The 15739-nt window shown below is 72.6% G+C and carries 13 protein-coding genes; 3 read left to right on the top strand and 10 right to left on the bottom strand.

The window, feature by feature from the left end:
- Positions 1 to 22: 22 nt before the first annotated feature.
- From ABD297_RS00875 to ABD297_RS00845, 7 genes are all read right to left on the bottom strand, one after another.
- Positions 23 to 2629 carry an ATP-binding cassette domain-containing protein gene (locus ABD297_RS00875; protein ID WP_344252224.1) on the bottom strand — a complete coding sequence of 869 codons (2607 nt, stop codon included), beginning with the start codon at positions 2627 to 2629 and terminating at the stop codon, positions 23 to 25.
- Positions 2626 to 3747, bottom strand: a complete 1122-nt coding sequence (locus ABD297_RS00870) for a substrate-binding domain-containing protein (protein WP_344252222.1) — start codon at positions 3745 to 3747, stop codon at positions 2626 to 2628. The genes ABD297_RS00875 and ABD297_RS00870 overlap by 4 nt, the downstream gene beginning before the upstream one ends.
- A 57-nt stretch (positions 3748 to 3804) precedes the next feature.
- Positions 3805 to 4821, bottom strand: coding sequence for an ABC transporter permease (locus tag ABD297_RS00865; protein ID WP_344252221.1), 1017 nt, complete (start codon positions 4819 to 4821; stop codon positions 3805 to 3807).
- 186 nt (positions 4822 to 5007) lie between these two features.
- Positions 5008 to 5916: an NAD(P)-dependent oxidoreductase gene (locus ABD297_RS00860; protein WP_344252220.1), complete on the bottom strand. Its 909-nt coding sequence runs from the start codon at positions 5914 to 5916 to the stop codon at positions 5008 to 5010.
- On the bottom strand, positions 5909 to 6973 hold the full coding sequence (locus ABD297_RS00855; protein WP_344252219.1) for a zinc-dependent alcohol dehydrogenase: 1065 nt from the start codon (positions 6971 to 6973) through the stop codon (positions 5909 to 5911). Before ABD297_RS00855 ends, ABD297_RS00860 begins: the two co-directional genes overlap by 8 nt.
- Positions 6974 to 6994: 21 nt before the next feature.
- Positions 6995 to 7975: a zinc-dependent alcohol dehydrogenase gene (locus ABD297_RS00850; protein ID WP_344252218.1), complete on the bottom strand. Its 981-nt coding sequence runs from the start codon at positions 7973 to 7975 to the stop codon at positions 6995 to 6997.
- 107 nt (positions 7976 to 8082) lie between these two features.
- Positions 8083 to 8784 (bottom strand): helix-turn-helix domain-containing protein, encoded by a 702-nt coding sequence (locus ABD297_RS00845; RefSeq protein ID WP_344252217.1) that lies wholly within the window; start codon positions 8782 to 8784, stop codon positions 8083 to 8085.
- A 373-nt stretch (positions 8785 to 9157) separates the two neighbouring features.
- Between ABD297_RS00845 and ABD297_RS00840 the strand changes: the two genes are divergently transcribed.
- The gene (locus ABD297_RS00840; protein ID WP_344252216.1) at positions 9158 to 10225 is read left to right on the top strand and encodes an SDR family oxidoreductase; all 1068 of its coding nucleotides are present in this window, start codon (positions 9158 to 9160) and stop codon (positions 10223 to 10225) included.
- A gap of 93 nt (positions 10226 to 10318) precedes the next feature.
- Here the strand turns inward: ABD297_RS00840 and ABD297_RS00835 are convergent, their stop codons facing one another.
- From ABD297_RS00835 to ABD297_RS00825, 3 genes are all read right to left on the bottom strand, one after another.
- Positions 10319 to 11089, bottom strand: a complete 771-nt coding sequence (locus tag ABD297_RS00835; RefSeq protein ID WP_344252215.1) for a class I SAM-dependent methyltransferase — start codon at positions 11087 to 11089, stop codon at positions 10319 to 10321.
- Positions 11090 to 11157: 68 nt separating this feature from the next.
- A complete protein-coding gene (locus ABD297_RS00830; RefSeq protein ID WP_344252214.1) occupies positions 11158 to 11862 on the bottom strand; it encodes a haloacid dehalogenase type II in 705 nt (234 codons plus the stop codon).
- 60 nt (positions 11863 to 11922) lie between these two features.
- Positions 11923 to 12648 (bottom strand): helix-turn-helix transcriptional regulator, encoded by a 726-nt coding sequence (locus ABD297_RS00825; protein ID WP_344252213.1) that lies wholly within the window; start codon positions 12646 to 12648, stop codon positions 11923 to 11925.
- A 48-nt stretch (positions 12649 to 12696) separates the two neighbouring features.
- Here ABD297_RS00825 and ABD297_RS00820 point away from each other — a divergent pair, with 48 nt between their 5' ends.
- The gene (locus ABD297_RS00820; RefSeq protein ID WP_344252211.1) at positions 12697 to 13005 is read left to right on the top strand and encodes a DUF2249 domain-containing protein; all 309 of its coding nucleotides are present in this window, start codon (positions 12697 to 12699) and stop codon (positions 13003 to 13005) included.
- 21 nt (positions 13006 to 13026) lie between these two features.
- Positions 13027 to 15720, top strand: a complete 2694-nt coding sequence (locus ABD297_RS00815; RefSeq protein ID WP_344252210.1) for a multicopper oxidase domain-containing protein — start codon at positions 13027 to 13029, stop codon at positions 15718 to 15720.
- Positions 15721 to 15739: the final 19 nt, after the last annotated feature.

Raw genomic sequence — 15739 nt, 5'->3', positions numbered from 1 at the left:
CGTGGGGGAGGTGGGACGGGCGTCAGGCCCGGGCTCGGCGTACCTGGCTGTAGATGACCGCGGCGGCCACGATGAGGGCGCCCTGGAAGAAGTACTGCCAGGTCTGGGAGAGGTCGAGGAAGACCATCGCGTTGAAGACCTGGACGATGAGTCCGGCGCCGAGGAGCGTCCCGATGAAGGTGCCCCGGCCGCCCAGCAGGCTGGTGCCTCCGAGGACGACGGCGGTGATGCTGCTCAGCGTGTAGCCGACGCCCTGCGCGGGGTCGCCGATGCCGAGCTGGCCGAGCAGCACGATCGAGCCGAGGAAGACGAAGAAGGAGGCGGCGACGTAGGCGAGGACGGCGGTCCGGTCGACGTCGACCCCGACCCGACGGGAGGCGTCCTCGCTGGAGCCGAGCGCACGCAGCCGCAGGCCGGGGAGGCGCCGGCGGAGGCCGTACTCGAGAGCCACGGCAACGACGACGAGCAGGAGGAAGACGACGGGTACGGGTCCGACCTTCGTCTTGACCAGGCGCGTCACCGAGATCGCGATGTTGCCACCGGGCGAGTCCCGCAGCAGGTAGCTGAGGCCCTGGATCCCGATGTAGCTCGCGAGCGTGGCGGCCACCGGTGTGAACTTCGCGAAGCGGATCAGGCTGCCGTTGGCGGCGCCGGTGCCGACAGCCGCTGCGAGCATCACGAGGAGTCCCAGCACCATGACCGCCGCGGACTTCTCGGCGGTGAGGAAGAACGAGCCGATGACGACGAGGAACCCGGCGAGTGGTCCCACCGACAGGTCGATCCCTCCGGTCATGAGCACGATGGTCTGCCCGAGGACGATGAAGCCGAGGGCGGCGCACGAGGTCATGACCGAGGTCAGGTTGAAGGGCGCGAGGTAGCGGCTGTTCTGCGACAGCACGAAGGCGCCGAGCAGGAGCATGACGAGGGCGAGGATGACGACGGGCGCGTAGTCCCCGGTGAGGAAGCGCCCCAACCGGGTCGACGCGGAGCCGAGGGCCTGCTTCGCCCCGCCGCCCTGGTGCACCGTCGCGCTGACGGCGGAGTGGATGAGGCGCTGCTCGGTGACGTCGTCGCCCTCGACGACGTCGAGCACCGCACCGCGCGACATGACGAGGACCCGGTCGCAGAGTCCCTCGAGCTCCTTCGCGTCGGACGAGGCGACGACGACCGGCACGCCGGTCGCGGAGACCTCGCGCAGGATCCGGTAGATCTCCGCGCGGGCCCCGACGTCGACGCCCTGGGTGGGCTCGTCGGCAAGGACGATCGCGGGACGGGCGAGCAGGGCCCGGGCGAGCACGACCTTCTGCTGGTTGCCGCCGGAGAGGGCCGAGACGACGGTCTCGGGGGAGGCGGTCTTGACGTCGAGCGCGTCGAGCTCGGCCCCGACCATGGTATCCTCGCGACCGCGGTCGAGCAGGACGCGTCCACGGAAGCGGTCCAGCGCCGAGAGGGCGGCGTTCTCGCGCACCGAGAGGGACATCATGAGGCCCTCCGCGTGGCGGTCCGCGGGGAGGTAGGCCGACCGCTTGCGCAGGTCGCGCGAGGACCGGGAGTCGCCGCCGACGACGACGGAGCCGGAGAACGAGCTGAGCCCGGAGAGGGCCCGGAGCACCTCGCTCTGGCCGTTGCCCACGATCCCGGAGATGCCGATGATCTCCCCGCTGCGGGCCGTGAAGGACACGTCGGAGAAGCCGGTGCCGGAGATGCCGTCGACGACGAGCACCTCCCCGCCGAGCTCGGCCTGCGGCGGCTTGGGCGGGAAGGTCGACTCGAGCTGACGGCCGACGATGAGCGCGAGCAGCTCGTCGTCGGTGATGGCATCCACCTCGGCGACGCCGCGCACCTTGCCGTCGCGCAGGACGGTGACCCGGTCGGCGAGCTCACGTACCTCGGCGAGGCGGTGGGTGATGTAGACGACGGCGGTCCCGGAGGCGGCGGCGCGCCTCACCCGCTCGAAGAGCATGTCGACGGAGTCAGCGCCGAGCGGTGCGGTGGGCTCGTCGAGGATGAGCAGCCGGGGCTCGATCGCGAGGGCCTTGGCGAGCTCGAGGAGGTGGCGCTGGGCCACGCTCAGGCCCACGACCCGGTCCTCGAGGTGGGCGCTCGAGCCGACGTCGTCGAGCATGCGTTGCATCACCTGGGTCTGGTCCGACCCGGTGCCGAGCACCGAGGCGGGCACGGCGACCCGGATGTTCTCGGCGACGGTCAGGTCGGGCAGGACGGCTGGGTGCTGGTGCACGATCGCGATGCCGAGCTGGGCGGCGACGGCGGGCGTCAGGCGGTCGATGACCTGGCCGGCCCCCGTGATGGTGCCGCCGTCCGGGCTGACCTCGCCGGAGGCGACCCCCATCAGGGTCGACTTGCCGGCGCCGTTCTCGCCGAGCAGGGCGTGCACCTCGCCGCGCCGGATGTCGAGCGTGACGTCGGTGAGGGCGGCGACCCCGTCGTAGTTCTTGCTGATGCCCGAGAGGACCATCGTCGACTCGGCGATCACCGCGGTGTCCTCGGTCATGTCCCGTCCTTCGGTCGGCCCGTGGTTCTCGGTCGTGGTGGCGACGGCGGCCGGTGCCCGCTCGGGGTCGGCCGGGCCGTCGGTCGTGACGGCACCGGCCGCCCCGTGCGGCGTCACTTGAGCAGCTTCGCCTGGGCCTGTCCGTCCATCTGGGCAGACAGGTAGATGTCACCGGGAAGGTCCTTCTTGCACGTCACCGGGTTGGGCTTGCTGCCCACGGAGTCCTCGAAGGCGGGTGCCTTGAACTGCTTCGACGACGGGGGCGTGCCGCCGGTCGCGAGGGCGACGGCCCACTGGACGGCGAGGCGCGCGTTGTCGTTGCCCGTCGCGACGGTGAAGAGCTTGAAGTCGGGGTTCTGGGCCTTGTGGGCCTCGTAGAAGCACGACAGGACGTTGCCGTCGGAGGTCGCGAGGGCCGGGATCGAGCGCCCGCTCTTCTCGAACTCCGGCAGGGCTCCCACGAGGGAGGGGCCGAAGTCGGAGACGATCGCGTCGATCTTCGGATACTTGGCGATCGCCGCGCTCAGCACCTGCTGCGTCTTGGCCGGGTCCCAGTTGGTGACCTCGAACGGCGCCTGCCCGATGAAGGTGTACTTCCCCGTGGGGTCGAGCACGCTCTTCATGCCCTTGAGCTCGTCGAGGCCCTGGCTGTTGCCGGCCGGGCCCGACAGGAACAGGACGTTGCCGCCGTTCGGCAGGGTCTTGACCAGCCAGTCGGCCCAGTTCTTGCCGTCCGTCACGAAGTCGGCGCCCACCCAGACGTCGTAGTCCTTGCCGTCGGCGCCGCCCGGGTTGACCCGGTAGGGCACGGTGGTGACGCCGGCCTCCTTGGCGCTCTGCAGCGCCGGGAGCATGGCGTTGCCCGCGTCGGGGAAGACGACGAGGGCGTTGACGCCCTTGGCGACCAGGCCCTGGATGTCGGAGATGGCCTTCTGGGTGTCACCCTGCCCGTCGGCGTAGGCGAAGCTCGTGACGCTCGGGCACTTGGCGATCTCGTCCTTGGCGGAGGCCGTGGTGACGAGGCGCCAGCTGTTGCCTCCGAAGCCGTCGGTCAGGCCGAGGGTGATCTTCTTGGAGCCGCACCAGGAGGGGGCGCCGGCGACGGTGCTGCCCGCGGCGGTCCCTCCGCCGGCGCCGGTGGTGGCGCCGTCGGACGAGCCCCCGCAGGCTGAGAGGGCCAGGGCTGCGACGCCGGACATCGCGAGGAGGCGGATGGCGGTGGTGGATCGGGACATTGCAGATCGACCTTTCTGGTGGTCAGGGAGCCGGGTGTGGCGGGGAGGAGAGGCGGGTCAGGCCGCGACGGTGGCGGCGGGGCGGTCGGACCGCCTGCGGAGCCGCGACCAGTTGATGGTGTAGAGCGCGACGCCGATGGCGAACGCCGCCGACTGCACGAGGGTCTTGCCCGCGAAGTCGAAGCCGAGGGCCAGCACGAACTGGTCCAGCTGGGTCAGGAAGAGCGCCGCGACGGCAGTGGCCACGAGGTTGCCCCGGCCGCCGAGCAGCGAAGTGCCCCCGAGCACCACCGCCGCCACCGAGGCGAGCAGGTAGCTGTCGCCCTGGTATGCCGTCGGCTTGTTGAGGATGCCCGCGAGCAGGAGCGCGCCGAGCCAGTAGAAGACCTGCGCGAAGACGTAGCCGCCGGCCTTGAAACCCTGCACGCGCAGCCCCGCCGCCCACGCCGCCGAGCCGTTGGCCCCGACGGCCTCGAAGCGGCGCCCCGACGCCGTCTTCTTGACGACGACCGTGACGACGGCCGTGGCGAGCACGGCGACGACGAGGGCGTGCGGGACACCGAGCGTGCTGTCACCGGCGAGCCGGGCCAGCAGGTCGGTGGTCTGGCGCGGGGTGCCGCCCGACACGGCCAGGACCGCGGCATACAGCAGGGCGTTGGTGCCGAGGGTGGCGACGATCGGGTTGAGGCCGAGGCGCCCGATGAGCAGGCCGTTGCCGAGCCCGGTGAGGAGGGAGACACCCAGGGCCAGCAGGGCCGCCGGGAGCACCTTGGAGTCGTCGCCGTAGGCCTGGTGGGTCACGATGACGATGACGAGCGACACCGAGCCGGCGACCGAGAGGTCGATGCCGCCCTGCATGACGACCAGCGTCTGGCCGAGGGCGACGATCGCGAGCACCGCCGCGAACGGCAGCATGCTCTGGACCGCGCCGGATCTGACGCTGCTCGGGGCGAGGACGAAGCCGGCGGCGACGAGGAGGGCCAGGGCCGCGACCACGGTGAGCAGTCCGCGTGACAACGACCGCGGTGCGCGGCGCGACGGTGCGGCTGTCTCGTTCTTCGGGTCCGTGACCACTTCGACCAACTCCTCGACACTGAGGGCTTCGCTTCCGGCCGTCCGGATCTCCGGGCGACCGTGGTGTTGGGTGAGACTGTACATACGCCTACATGCGTTAACAAGAGGTTCACGCAAGGGTCTTCGTCGATGAGACCGGACCGTGACGGCGACCCGGGGTGCACCGGCACGAAGGGGGCGAAACCCCTATTCGCCGGACTCCGTCTGCGGGTCCGACGGCTCGTCGGCGGCCGCGTGGAACCGGCTCAGGTCCGCCATGTCCCGCGGCCCCCAGCCGGCGTCGACGGCGTCACGGACGCGCGCCAGTGCCTGCTCGGTCAGCGGCAGAGCGGCGCCGGTGCTCCGGCCCTGCGCGGTGATGAGGCCGAGGTCCTTCGCGACGAGAGCCAGGCTCATCGCCGTCGGTGTCTCGGGATCGAGGAACGCCGCACGCTTGTACTTGACGAAAGGCGCTGCCACCACACTGCGTTCGAGCACGTCATAGGCCTCAGGGCGTGGGACGCCGCTGCGCTCCGCCAGGTCGAGCGCCTCGGCGAGCGCGGCGTTGAGGTCGTGCACGACGAGGTTGACCGCGAGCTTCATGGCCTGGCCGGCGCCGACGTCGCCGACCCGGAGCACCTCGCCCGCGAAGGCTCCGAGCACCGCGCGGGCAGCCTCGACGTCCTCGGGTGCGCCGGACGCCATGACGAGCAGCGTGCCGGCGGCGACCGCCGGCACGCTGCCCGAGACGGGGGCGTCCACGAAGCGGTGCCCGGCGTCGCCCAGGTGTCGGCCGAGCGCGGTCGCCGCGTCGGTCCCGCTGGTGCCGAGATCGACGACGAGGGTGCCCGGCGTCAAGACGCGCTGAACGGCATCCGAGAGCAGGACGGCGCGGGTCACCTCGCCGTCGGCGAGCACGGTCAGCACGGCGTCGGCGCCCGTCACCGCGTCCGCTGCCGTCTCGGCCAGGACGAGGTGGCCGTCGCTCGAGTCCACGAGGGCCCGGGCCGAGGCGGTCGTCCGGTTCCAGACGCGGACGTGGTCGCCCGCCGCAGCCAGGCGCAGGGCCATCGCGGCACCCATCCGTCCGGTGCCCAGGAGCGCGACCTCAGCCACGGCGCGGGTCCACGAGGATCTTGCCGCCGGCGGTCCCGGCCATGAGGGGCTCCAGGCCCCGCGTGACGACGTCGTCCAGCGGCACCGTCGTGGTCCCGATGGTCTCGGCGAGCGGGCTGCCCTCGAGCAGGGCCAGGGCCCGTGGGAGGTCGGTGGCGCAGATGTGGGCGACCGTCGTGGCGATGTCGACCTCACGCAGCACGACGTCGGACAGGACGAGCTCCTGAGGCGCCTTGACGAGCCCGACGAAGAGCGTCCGTCCGCCGCGGGCGCACAGTGCGAGGGAACGGGCTGCGGCGCCCGGGGCGCCGGAGCTCTCGATGACCACCTGGGGATCGACGCCGACGAGGTCGCGCAGCTCCTCCAGGGTGCTGTCGCGGCTCACCGTCACGGTGCGGGTCGCTCCGAGCCGTTGTGCGACGTCGAGGCGGTCGGCGTCGACGTCGACGACCGTGACCGTGCCGCGGTGGTCGCGCAGCCCGGCGAGGATGAAGGAGCCGATGGCGCCGGCGCCGAGGAGGAGCACGTCGTCACCCGGAGCGATGCCGGCCCGGTCGACGGCGTGCAGCCCGACGGCGAGGGGCTGCGCGAGCGCCGCCTCCGTGTCGTCGCAGCCCTCGGGGACGGGCACGAGAGTGCTGACGGGTGCGGCCACGAGCTCGGCCAGCCCGCCGTGCGTGGACAGGCCCAGCGTGTAGTAGCGGGCGCAGAGGTTGGTCCGCCCGGCGGCGCACCAGCGGCAGCTGCCGCAGGAGACACCGACGCCGCTCGCGACGCGGCGTCCGACCCAGGAGGCGAGGTCGGCGTCGCCTCCGGGGCCGACGTCGACGACGGTGCCGATGAACTCGTGTCCCAGCACGGTGGGGCCCACGTGTCCGCTCCCCGGGTGCCGCTGGTGGAGGGGCACCATCATGGGCCCCTTGGCGTACTCGGTGGCATCGGTCCCGCAGAGGCCGTTGAGGGTGACCTCGATCAGGACCTCGCCCGCGCGGGGCCGGGGGTCGGGGCGGGTCTCGACCCGGAGGTCATGAGGGGCGTGGAGCACACCTGCGCGCATGGTCGGTCTCCTTCGCAGCCGTCAGAGCTGGGCCGACGAGGTGATGTGGACCTTGACCTGCGAGCGGTCCTCGAGCACCGCGGACACCGCCTTCTCGGCGTCGGCCAGGTCGTGGCTCGCGGTCACGAGCGGGCTCAGGTCGGTCCCGGTGCGGGACAGGAAGCGCAGGGTCTGCGGCCAGACACCGGGCGAGCCGATGATGCCGCGCCCCTGGAGCTCCTTGGACTGGAAGAGCCCCAGACGGGCCGGCGCGGAGCCGCCCACGTCGATGCCGATGTAGACGATCCGGGCGCGGAAGGCCGCGACCTCGAGAGCCGTCGCCATCGCGGACGGCTTGCCGCTCGCCTCGAAGACGACCGAGGCGCCGACGCCCTCGGTGGCGTCCAGGACCTGCTCGTCGAAGCCGTCGGCGGTCGGGTCGAGGACCCGGTCGGCGCCGAGCCAGAGCGCGAGCTCCCCTCGGGCCGTGGAGGGCTCGGCCACGACGACCTTGGCCCCGTGCCCGGCTGCCGCAGCCACGACCCCGAGCCCGATGGGTCCGGCGCCCAGCACGACGACGGTGTCGCTGGCGTCGAGGTTGTCGGCGCGCACGGTGGCGTAGTAGCCGCAGCTGAAGGGCTCGACGAGGGCGCCCTGCGTCCACGACAGGTTGTCGGGCAGGACGTGCAGCCACGACTCCTTGGCGACGAAGAACTCGGCGGCGGCGCCGCTGATGCTGAACCCGAAGTGGTCCTCGCCGATGACGCACTCGCCGACGACGCGGTCGCCGACGCCGAGACGCCGGACGTCACGACCGGCACGGACGACCTCGCCGGCCCACTCGTGCCCGGGGATGACGGGGTAGTCGAACGGGATGATGTAGCGACCGGCGAGCAGCTCGATGTCGGAGTGGCAGATGCCCACGCTCCGACTCGCCACCAGCACCTCGTCCGGGGCCAGCTCGGGGATGTCGATCTCGTTGACGCGGAACTGGTCCGGCCCGGTGAACTGCAATGCGCGCATGTGACGTCCTCGGCACAGGGCTCTGGGCGGGTGACCCGCCGGACAGAGCCAACGACATGAGTTCAGTCAGAGTGAACGCTTGGCCTGGGCGTGTCAAGCAGTCCGCGTCACGATGTGGGATGGACGACGAACCAGATGCCCCGGGCCGGCTGCGGGTGCAGGTTGCGGAAGAGGTGGGGCTGGGAGGAGTCGAAGCCGAGCGCCTCGCCGGCGTGCAGGGTGAACACGTCGAAGCCGACCGTGATCTCCAGCTCGCCCTCGAGGAGGTAGCCGAACTCGGCTCCGGCGTGCTGGAGCAGGCGGCCGTCGTTGGTCGAGTTGCTGTGGGGTGGGTAGACGATCTCGATGAAGTCCAGGTCGCCGCCGGTGTTGTCGGCGAGGCGCTCCCACACGACGCCGGTGTCCATCTCGAGACGGGAGCGTGAGCCCGCCCTGGTCACGGACACCCGCTCGGCGCGGCCGTTGCGGGGCACGGCGTCCACCGGGGAGCTGATGTCGGACCGTCTGCGCCGGGACGAGCCGTTGGCTGACTCGGGTGCCTCCTGCTCCGGCAGCTCGTTCACGATGGCGGGCGCCGTTGGGGCCGAAGCGTGCTCGCCCTCGACGGCGAAGAGCTCGTCGATCGAGACGCCCAGCAGCTGGGCCAGGGAGTAGAGGGTCGCGACGGACGGCTGCGACTTGCCGTTCTCGAGCTGCGACACGAACGACGGGGAGACCCCGAGCTGTCGCGCCACCTCCCTGAGGGACATGCCGGTCGCCATCCGCACCTTCCGGAGGCGGGCCCCGAGGTTCTCCACCTGCTCCACCACCCTCGGCTCACCTCCGCGCTGACGTCGATCTGCCCTGACAGTATCGTCCGAGGACCGGCGGCGCTCGACGCGGCCGGCGCCCACCCCTCCAGCAGCCTTCGTGCGGCGGGCACCGGACGTGGTGGAGGCTCCGGATCCGCCGGGCGCGCGCGACGCGCTGCCGTGGTCGCGGTCGTCGAGGTCGTGTCCCGCCATGGTGCCTCTCCGTGCTGGTCAAAGCGATCGGGGTCGAGGCGGCAGGGTCGTCTCGGATGTCGAGGCTACGTTAATCACCACTTGACGCCCTGTCCAGATCGGGGCACCATCAGCGTGTCTCGCCGGGGACCAGCGACCCTCCGCGCCGCTCCGGTCCGCATCGCCCGAAGGAGCGCGCATGGCACCCACCGCACTTGTCGTAGGAATCACCGGGATCGGTGGGCAGAACTGCGCGAACGCCCTGCTGGACAAGGGCTTCGACGTCGTGGGTCTGTCACGCTCCGTCCGGGAGCCGGTGCCGGGGGTCGAGCACGTGACGGCCGACGTCCTCGACGTCGACTCGATCGAGCGTGCCGTGGCGGGGCGTCAGATCAGCCACCTGGTGTTCACGACGTGGCAACGCCAGGCGACCGAGGCCGAGAACTGTCGCGTCAACGGCGCCATGCTCCGCAACACCCTGGAGGTGCTCGGACGCACGACGACCCTGGAGCACGCGGTCCTCGTCACCGGCCTCAAGCACTACCTCGGCCCGTTCGAGGCCTATGCCAAGGCGCCGGCCGAGACGCCCTTCCGGGAGAGCCAGCCGCGCCTGCCGTTCGAGAACTTCTACTACGTCCAGGAGGACGTGCTCTGCGAGGAGGCCGACCGACAGGGCTTCACCTGGTCGGTGCACCGGCCCCACACGATGATCGGCTACGCGCTCGGCAACGCCATGAACATGGGCGTGACGCTGGCCGTCTACGGGAGCATCTGCCGGCAGACGGGGCAGCCCTTCGTCTTCCCGGGCAGCCCCCACCAGTGGGCCGGCGTCACCGACATCACCGACGCCAGGCTGCTCGGCCGGCACGTCGCCTGGTCGGCGACCGACCCTGCCGGGCGCAACCAGGCCTTCAACACCGTCAACGGCGAGGTCTTCCGGTGGCGCCAGATGTGGGCCCGTGTGGCCGAAGGGCTCGGTGTGGAGGCGGCCGACTACCCGGGCGAGCCGCAGCCGCTCGAGGGCCGGATGGGCGACGCGGACGCCGTGTGGTCCGACATCGTCGCGCGGCACGACCTCGCGCCGCACCCGGTGGGTGAGCTCGCCTCGTGGTGGCACACCGACGCCGACCTCGGTCGCACCGTCGAGACCTTCGCCGACATGGGCAAGAGCCGCCGGCTCGGCTTCCTCGACTACCAGGACACGGCCGACTCGTTCCTCGACCTCTTCGAGACCCTTCGAGAGCGCCGGATCATCCCTCCGCTCTGACGAGGCCCGGCCCGCGGCGCCTCCAGCGGCGCGGCTCGCAGCCGGGCGGCAGCCACGGTGCGTCGACGGTCGTGCTGGGCAGCTGCGCGTCCGTCACGGCAGGTCGTCCCGTCGACGGGCGAGGTGGACGGTGATGTCGGCCGAGATCTCGACCTGCTCGGGGAGGACCGCCAGGATCGCGTCGAGCACCGCCACACGGTCCGTCGCCGGGAGCTCGAGGTAGGCCGACACCGTCGACAGGTAGCCGACGACGTCGGCGGCACCCATCGTCAGCCGCCGCTCGATGACCGACTGCTCCACGTCGGTGAACCACTCGGCCCGCTCGAGCTCGGTGCCCGGCCACTGCATCGCGTGGTCGGCGGGCGTCCCGTCGGGAGAGGCGATCTCGTCGCTGTCGAGGAACGGCTCCCTGGTGCGCTGCACCCGCTCCTCGATGGACTGGTCCGCGAGACGGAAGGGTCCGCCGAACGAGGCGAAGACGCCACCCGGCTCGAGCAGTGTCGCCATCCGGTTCCACCGCCCCTCTGGACGGGTCCAGTGCAGGGCAGCCGCGGCGTAGACGAGCCCGAAGGTCTCCTCGGATCGCAGGTCCTCGAACGCCGCCTGTCGGGTCGTGACGGTCGCCGGAACGTGGCGGCGCAGCTCCTCGAGCATGGCCGCGTCGGGCTCGGTGGCCGTGACCCGGACGCCCCGACCGGCGAACAGCCGGGTGGCCTTGCCCGTGCCGGCGCCGATCTCGAGCGCCGTCCGGATCGGCCGACCCGCATACGCCGTCACGAGGTCGACGAGCGAGGCGGGGTAGCCCGGACGGAACCTCTCGTATGCCGTCGCCACCGTCCCGAAGCTGAGCGCGCGACCTGACATGCGCAGCATCCTGACACGCGCGGTGCCACCGGGGCGCCGCGCCCGCGGCGAGAGGGACGCGGGTCGGGTCAGGTCGCGGCCGGGAGCTCCTCGAGCCGGGCCGCGAGCTCGGGCAGCGACCGCACGACGACGTCGGCGGCATACATGGTCTCGGGGTAGGGCGCTCCCGTCCGGTCGACCCAGGCCGCGCGGAGCCCGGCAGCCTTGGCGCCGTGGATGTCCCACGGGTGGACGGCGACGAGCATCGCGTCCTCGGCGGCGACGCCGCACTCGCCGAGCGCGTAGGCGTAGGCCGAGGCCGCCGGCTTCCACCCTGGCGCGTGCTCCACCGACAGCACCTGTTCGAACGCGTCGCGGATGCCCCCGCGTTCGAAGAGGCCCTCGGCGACGTCGGCCGAGCCGTTGCTCAGAGTCACGAGCCGCAGGTCGAGGGCGGTCAGGGCGCGGACCCCCGCACGGACGTCGTCGTGCAGGGGGAGGGCGAGGAAGCCGGCCATGATGTGCCGGGTGGCTGCCTCGACGTTGGCCTTGTCGTGCAGGACCGTGTGCAGCGAGGACCGGGCGACGTCGACGAAGGAAGGGTTGTGCCCGGTCACGGTGAGGGCGAAGCCGTCGCGCAGGAGACCGGCGAACCACGGCGCTGCGAGGTAGGGCGGCACCCCGACCTCGACGAAGCGGTCGCCGAGGTGCGTCATGTCCGAGAGCGTCTCGTTGACGTCGAAGACGAGGAGGCGTGGTCGCCGCTCCAGGGCGGTGGGCGTCGCTGAGGTCATGCCCCATGGTGCCCCCGGCCGGGCGACGGCGTCACGCACCGACGGGCCTGGGCGGAGGTCTCAGGCGCCGCGCAGGTGCACGAGGCAGGCGCCCTCACGGGCGAAGGGGGCCAGGCGTAGCTGCACGCGCTCGTCACCGGCGTCGTCGAGGGCGGCCCGCAGCATCTCCTCGTGCATGGTGCAGACGATTCCAGGATGGGCGCGGGCCGACGCCAGCACCGGGCACGTGCGCAGCGCCACGTCCCCGGACGCCTCGGGCTGCGGCGAGAAGCCTGCGGTCCTCAGCAGCGAGGTGACGCGGTCGGCGGGGGAGGCGCCGTCGGACGCCCGGTCGCGCGTCAGCTGCGACGCCCAGAGGCGACCGACGGCGCGGGCGTGGGTCTCGGCGTCTGCCGTGGTGGACAGGTGCTCGGCCATCGCTGTGACGAGCTCGTCCGTCGCCACCGGTTGCGCCACACGCAGCGCGTCGAGGACGAGCCGGCCCCGGTCGGTGAGCCGGTGCCCGTGGGCGGGGCGACCGCGTCCGCTCGCCGCCACCGGCACGCGCTCGAGCAGGCCCTCGTCGACGAGCTCACCGACGTGGGCGCGGCTCGTATTGGCGTGGCCGCCGAGGTCGCCGGCGAGGTCGGTGATCGTCGTCCCGGCCCCCTGGGCCTCGCGGTCCGCGACCGCGCCGAGCACCCGCGCCCGGGCCGGTGGGAGCTCGGGGAGCGGTGTCGGGCCCCGGTCGGCGCCCGTTCCGCCGGGGCGGTTTGGCGTCGGACCCCGCCGAGGAGTATTTTTCACATGTGGAGTGTAATAAATATCGGCGCAGTCCGCACCCGAGGAGTCCCCATGACCGTGTCCGAACCCCTGTCGCCCCTGCCCGTGACCGACGTCAGCAGCGCCGCCTGCGGGTGCGGGTGCAGCGACGAGGGCAAGCCGGAGCTCGACGTGCGCACCATCCCGCACGCCATCCGCCACGCGACGGTCTTCGGAGCCCTGACCGCCGTGCCGGTGGGCGGGTCCCTGCGCCTCGTCGCCCCGCACGACCCGAAGCCGCTCCTGGCGCAGGTCGCCGAGCGCGAGAACGGCGCCTTCGAGGTCACCTACCTCGTGCCCGGCCCCGACGCCTGGACGCTGCGCCTCACCCGGCGCTCCTGACGCCCGACGCGACCGCCGTCCGTGACCTCGTCCGAGCACCTCACCCGTCCCGGTGACGGGGCATCGACCGAACGCCGCACGGCAGCAACGCTGCCCGGCCGTGGCAACTGGCCCCTGCGGGACCACCCGACCACGCTGTGGCTCACGGCCGCGCTCGTCGTCGCAGCGGTCGGTCGGGGGCTCCCGGCCGCGGACTGGCTCGTCGTGCACCTCGTCCTCCTCGGTGCCGTCACCCACGCGGTCATGGTGTGGAGCACCCACTTCGCCCAGGCCCTGCTCAAGACGCCACCGAACCTCGACGGGCGACGCCAGCAGGGTCGCCGGCTCGCACTGCTCCTGCTCGGGTCGACGCTCGTGGTGGTGGGCGTCCCCTCGGGGTGGTGGCCCGTGACGCTGGCGGGCGCCACGTGCGCGGCCGGCGCCGTCACGTGGCACGGGGTGCAGCTCTGGAGGCGGCTGAGGGCAGCCCTTCCGGGACGGTTCCGCATCACGATCCGCTACTACCTCGCCGCCGCCGCGTGCATGCCGGTCGGCGCCACCTTCGGGGTGCTCCTCGCTCGCGACCCCGCCGACCCGTGGCACGGCCGGCTCCTCGTGGCGCACTCGCTGACCATGGCCCTCGGCTGGCTCGGCCTGACGGTGACCGGCACGCTCGTGACCCTCTGGCCGACGATGCTCCGCACGAAGATGGACGATCGCGCGGAAGCCCTTGCGCGGCAAGCGCTTCCGCTGCTCGTCGCGAGCCTGCTGGTCGTCGTCACGGCTGCCCTGGTTGACCTCCGTGGACTCACCGTGACCGCACTGCTGGCGTATGCCGTGGGCCTCGTCTGGTGGGGTCGCGCCCTTCTGGCGCCCGCCCGTCGCAGCGCCCCGCGCCGCTTCGCCACGGTGTCCGCCGCCGCCGCCGTCGGGTGGCTCCTCGTGTCGGCCGTGGGGGTGGCCGTCCTCGTGGCCGTGGCCCCGGACTGGTCCGGCGTCGGCGAGCAGTACGACCGGGTGGCGGCCGCCCTCGCGGTCGGTTTCGCACTGCAGCTCGTGCTCGCAGCCCTCAGCCACCTCGTGCCGAGCGTCCTCGGCGGCGGCCCGTCGGCGGTGCGTGCCGGGCTGGGATGGTTCGAGCGTGGGGCACCCTTCCGGGTCGTGGTCCTCAACGCCGCCGTCGTGCTCTGGCTGCTGCCCCTGCCCTCGTCGGCCCGCGTCGTCGCCGCCGTGTCGGCCGGCCTCACCGTCACCTCCTTCCTCCCTCTCGTCGGGCTGTCGGTCCGGGACTCCGTCCGGGCCCGCAGGGCGGCCGCGGAGTCGACCGAGCGTCCCGCACGGAAGCCCTTGGAGGACAAGCCCTTCTGGTCCTCGCCACAGATCCCGGCAGCGCTGAGCGTCATGGCCCTCGCCGTCGCGGCGAGCCTCGGCACGGCGGCCACCGCCGGGTCGACCGGGACCGCCGAGGTGACCCCGACGGGCCGCACGACGACCGTCCACGTGGTCGCCGACGCGCTGCGGTTCACCCCCTCGACGATCAGCGTCCCGCGCGGCGACCGGCTCGTCGTCGAGCTGACCAACCGGGACAGCACGACCACCCACGACCTCGTCCTGGACTCCGGCGTGCGGACCCCGCGTCTGGCCCCCGGTGCCACTGCCCGCCTCGACGCCGGCGTCGTCGGCTCGTCCCTCGAGGGCTGGTGCTCGGTCGTCGGCCACCGGCAGATGGGCATGGTCCTGCACGTCCGGGTCGCGGGAGCGCCGGCCGCCGAGGGCGCTGACGCCGCCTCTCCCAGCGACCCCGCCGCCCCCACCATGGCCTCCGGCAGCCACGCGATGGGGGGAGCCCCGGGGCTCCCGGGTCGGTCGGCCATGGGCCCCGGCCCCACGGCATACGACCCCGTCCTGCCCCCGCTGACGGCGGAGCGCACACACCGGGTGACCCTCACGGTGACGGAGCAGGAGCAGCAGGTCGCGCCCGGTGTCTGGCAGCGGCGGTGGACCTACGACGGCACGTCGCCCGGCCCGACCCTGCACGGCCGGGTCGGCGACGTCTTCGAGGTCACGCTCGTCAACCACGGCACCATGGGCCACTCCGTCGACTTCCACGCGGGCTCACGAGCGCCCGACGCCGTGATGCGGACCGTGCCGCCCGGTGGCAGCCTGACCTACCGCTTCACCGCGACGAGGGCGGGCATCTGGATGTACCACTGCGCCACGATGCCGATGTCGGCCCACATCGCGGCCGGCCTCTTCGGCGCCGTCGTCATCGAGCCGCCGGACCTGCCGACCGTCGACCGGTCCTACCTGCTCGTGCAGTCCGAGGCCTACCTCGGCGCGAGCACGAGCGCCGGGGCGGCGAGCGAGGTCGACGCCGCCAGGGCCCGCGCCGACCTGCCCGACGTCGTCAGCTTCAACGGGGTCGCCGACCAGTACGACACGACCCCGCTGACCGCGCGGGTGGGGAAGCGGGTCCGCTTCTGGGTGTTCGATGCCGGTCCCAACCGGGCCACGAGTTTCCACGTCGTCGGGGCCCAGCTCGACGCCACCTGGGCCGAGGGCACCTGGCTGCTCCGCCCGGGCTCGACCGGGGGCAGCCAGAGCCTGTCGCTCGGAGTCGCCCAGGGTGGCTTCGCCGAGACGGTCTTCCCCGAGGCCGGCCACTACTCCTTCGTCGACCACGTCATGGCCGACGCCGAGCGGGGCGCCCACGGCATCGTGGCCGTCACGCCCTGACGAGCACCACGGAAGGGAC

The organism is Terrabacter carboxydivorans, assembly GCF_039532035.1.
GTDB classification, from domain to species: domain Bacteria; phylum Actinomycetota; class Actinomycetes; order Actinomycetales; family Dermatophilaceae; genus Terrabacter; species Terrabacter carboxydivorans.
Note: the sequence above shows the minus strand (reverse complement) of the source record. Positions and strands in the feature narration are given on the sequence as shown.

Coding starts and splice junctions, on each gene's coding strand:
- ABD297_RS00870 (WP_344252222.1), bottom strand. CDS start 3,747: ATGTCCCGATCCACCACCGCCATCCGCCTCCTCGCGATGTCCGGCGTC.
- ABD297_RS00855 (WP_344252219.1), bottom strand. CDS start 6,973: ATGCGCGCAGGTGTGCTCCACGCCCCTCATGACCTCCGGGTCGAGACC.
- ABD297_RS00850 (WP_344252218.1), bottom strand. CDS start 7,975: ATGCGCGCATTGCAGTTCACCGGGCCGGACCAGTTCCGCGTCAACGAG.
- ABD297_RS00840 (WP_344252216.1), top strand. CDS start 9,158: ATGGCACCCACCGCACTTGTCGTAGGAATCACCGGGATCGGTGGGCAG.
- ABD297_RS00835 (WP_344252215.1), bottom strand. CDS start 11,089: ATGTCAGGTCGCGCGCTCAGCTTCGGGACGGTGGCGACGGCATACGAG.
- ABD297_RS00830 (WP_344252214.1), bottom strand. CDS start 11,862: ATGACCTCAGCGACGCCCACCGCCCTGGAGCGGCGACCACGCCTCCTC.
- ABD297_RS00820 (WP_344252211.1), top strand. CDS start 12,697: ATGACCGTGTCCGAACCCCTGTCGCCCCTGCCCGTGACCGACGTCAGC.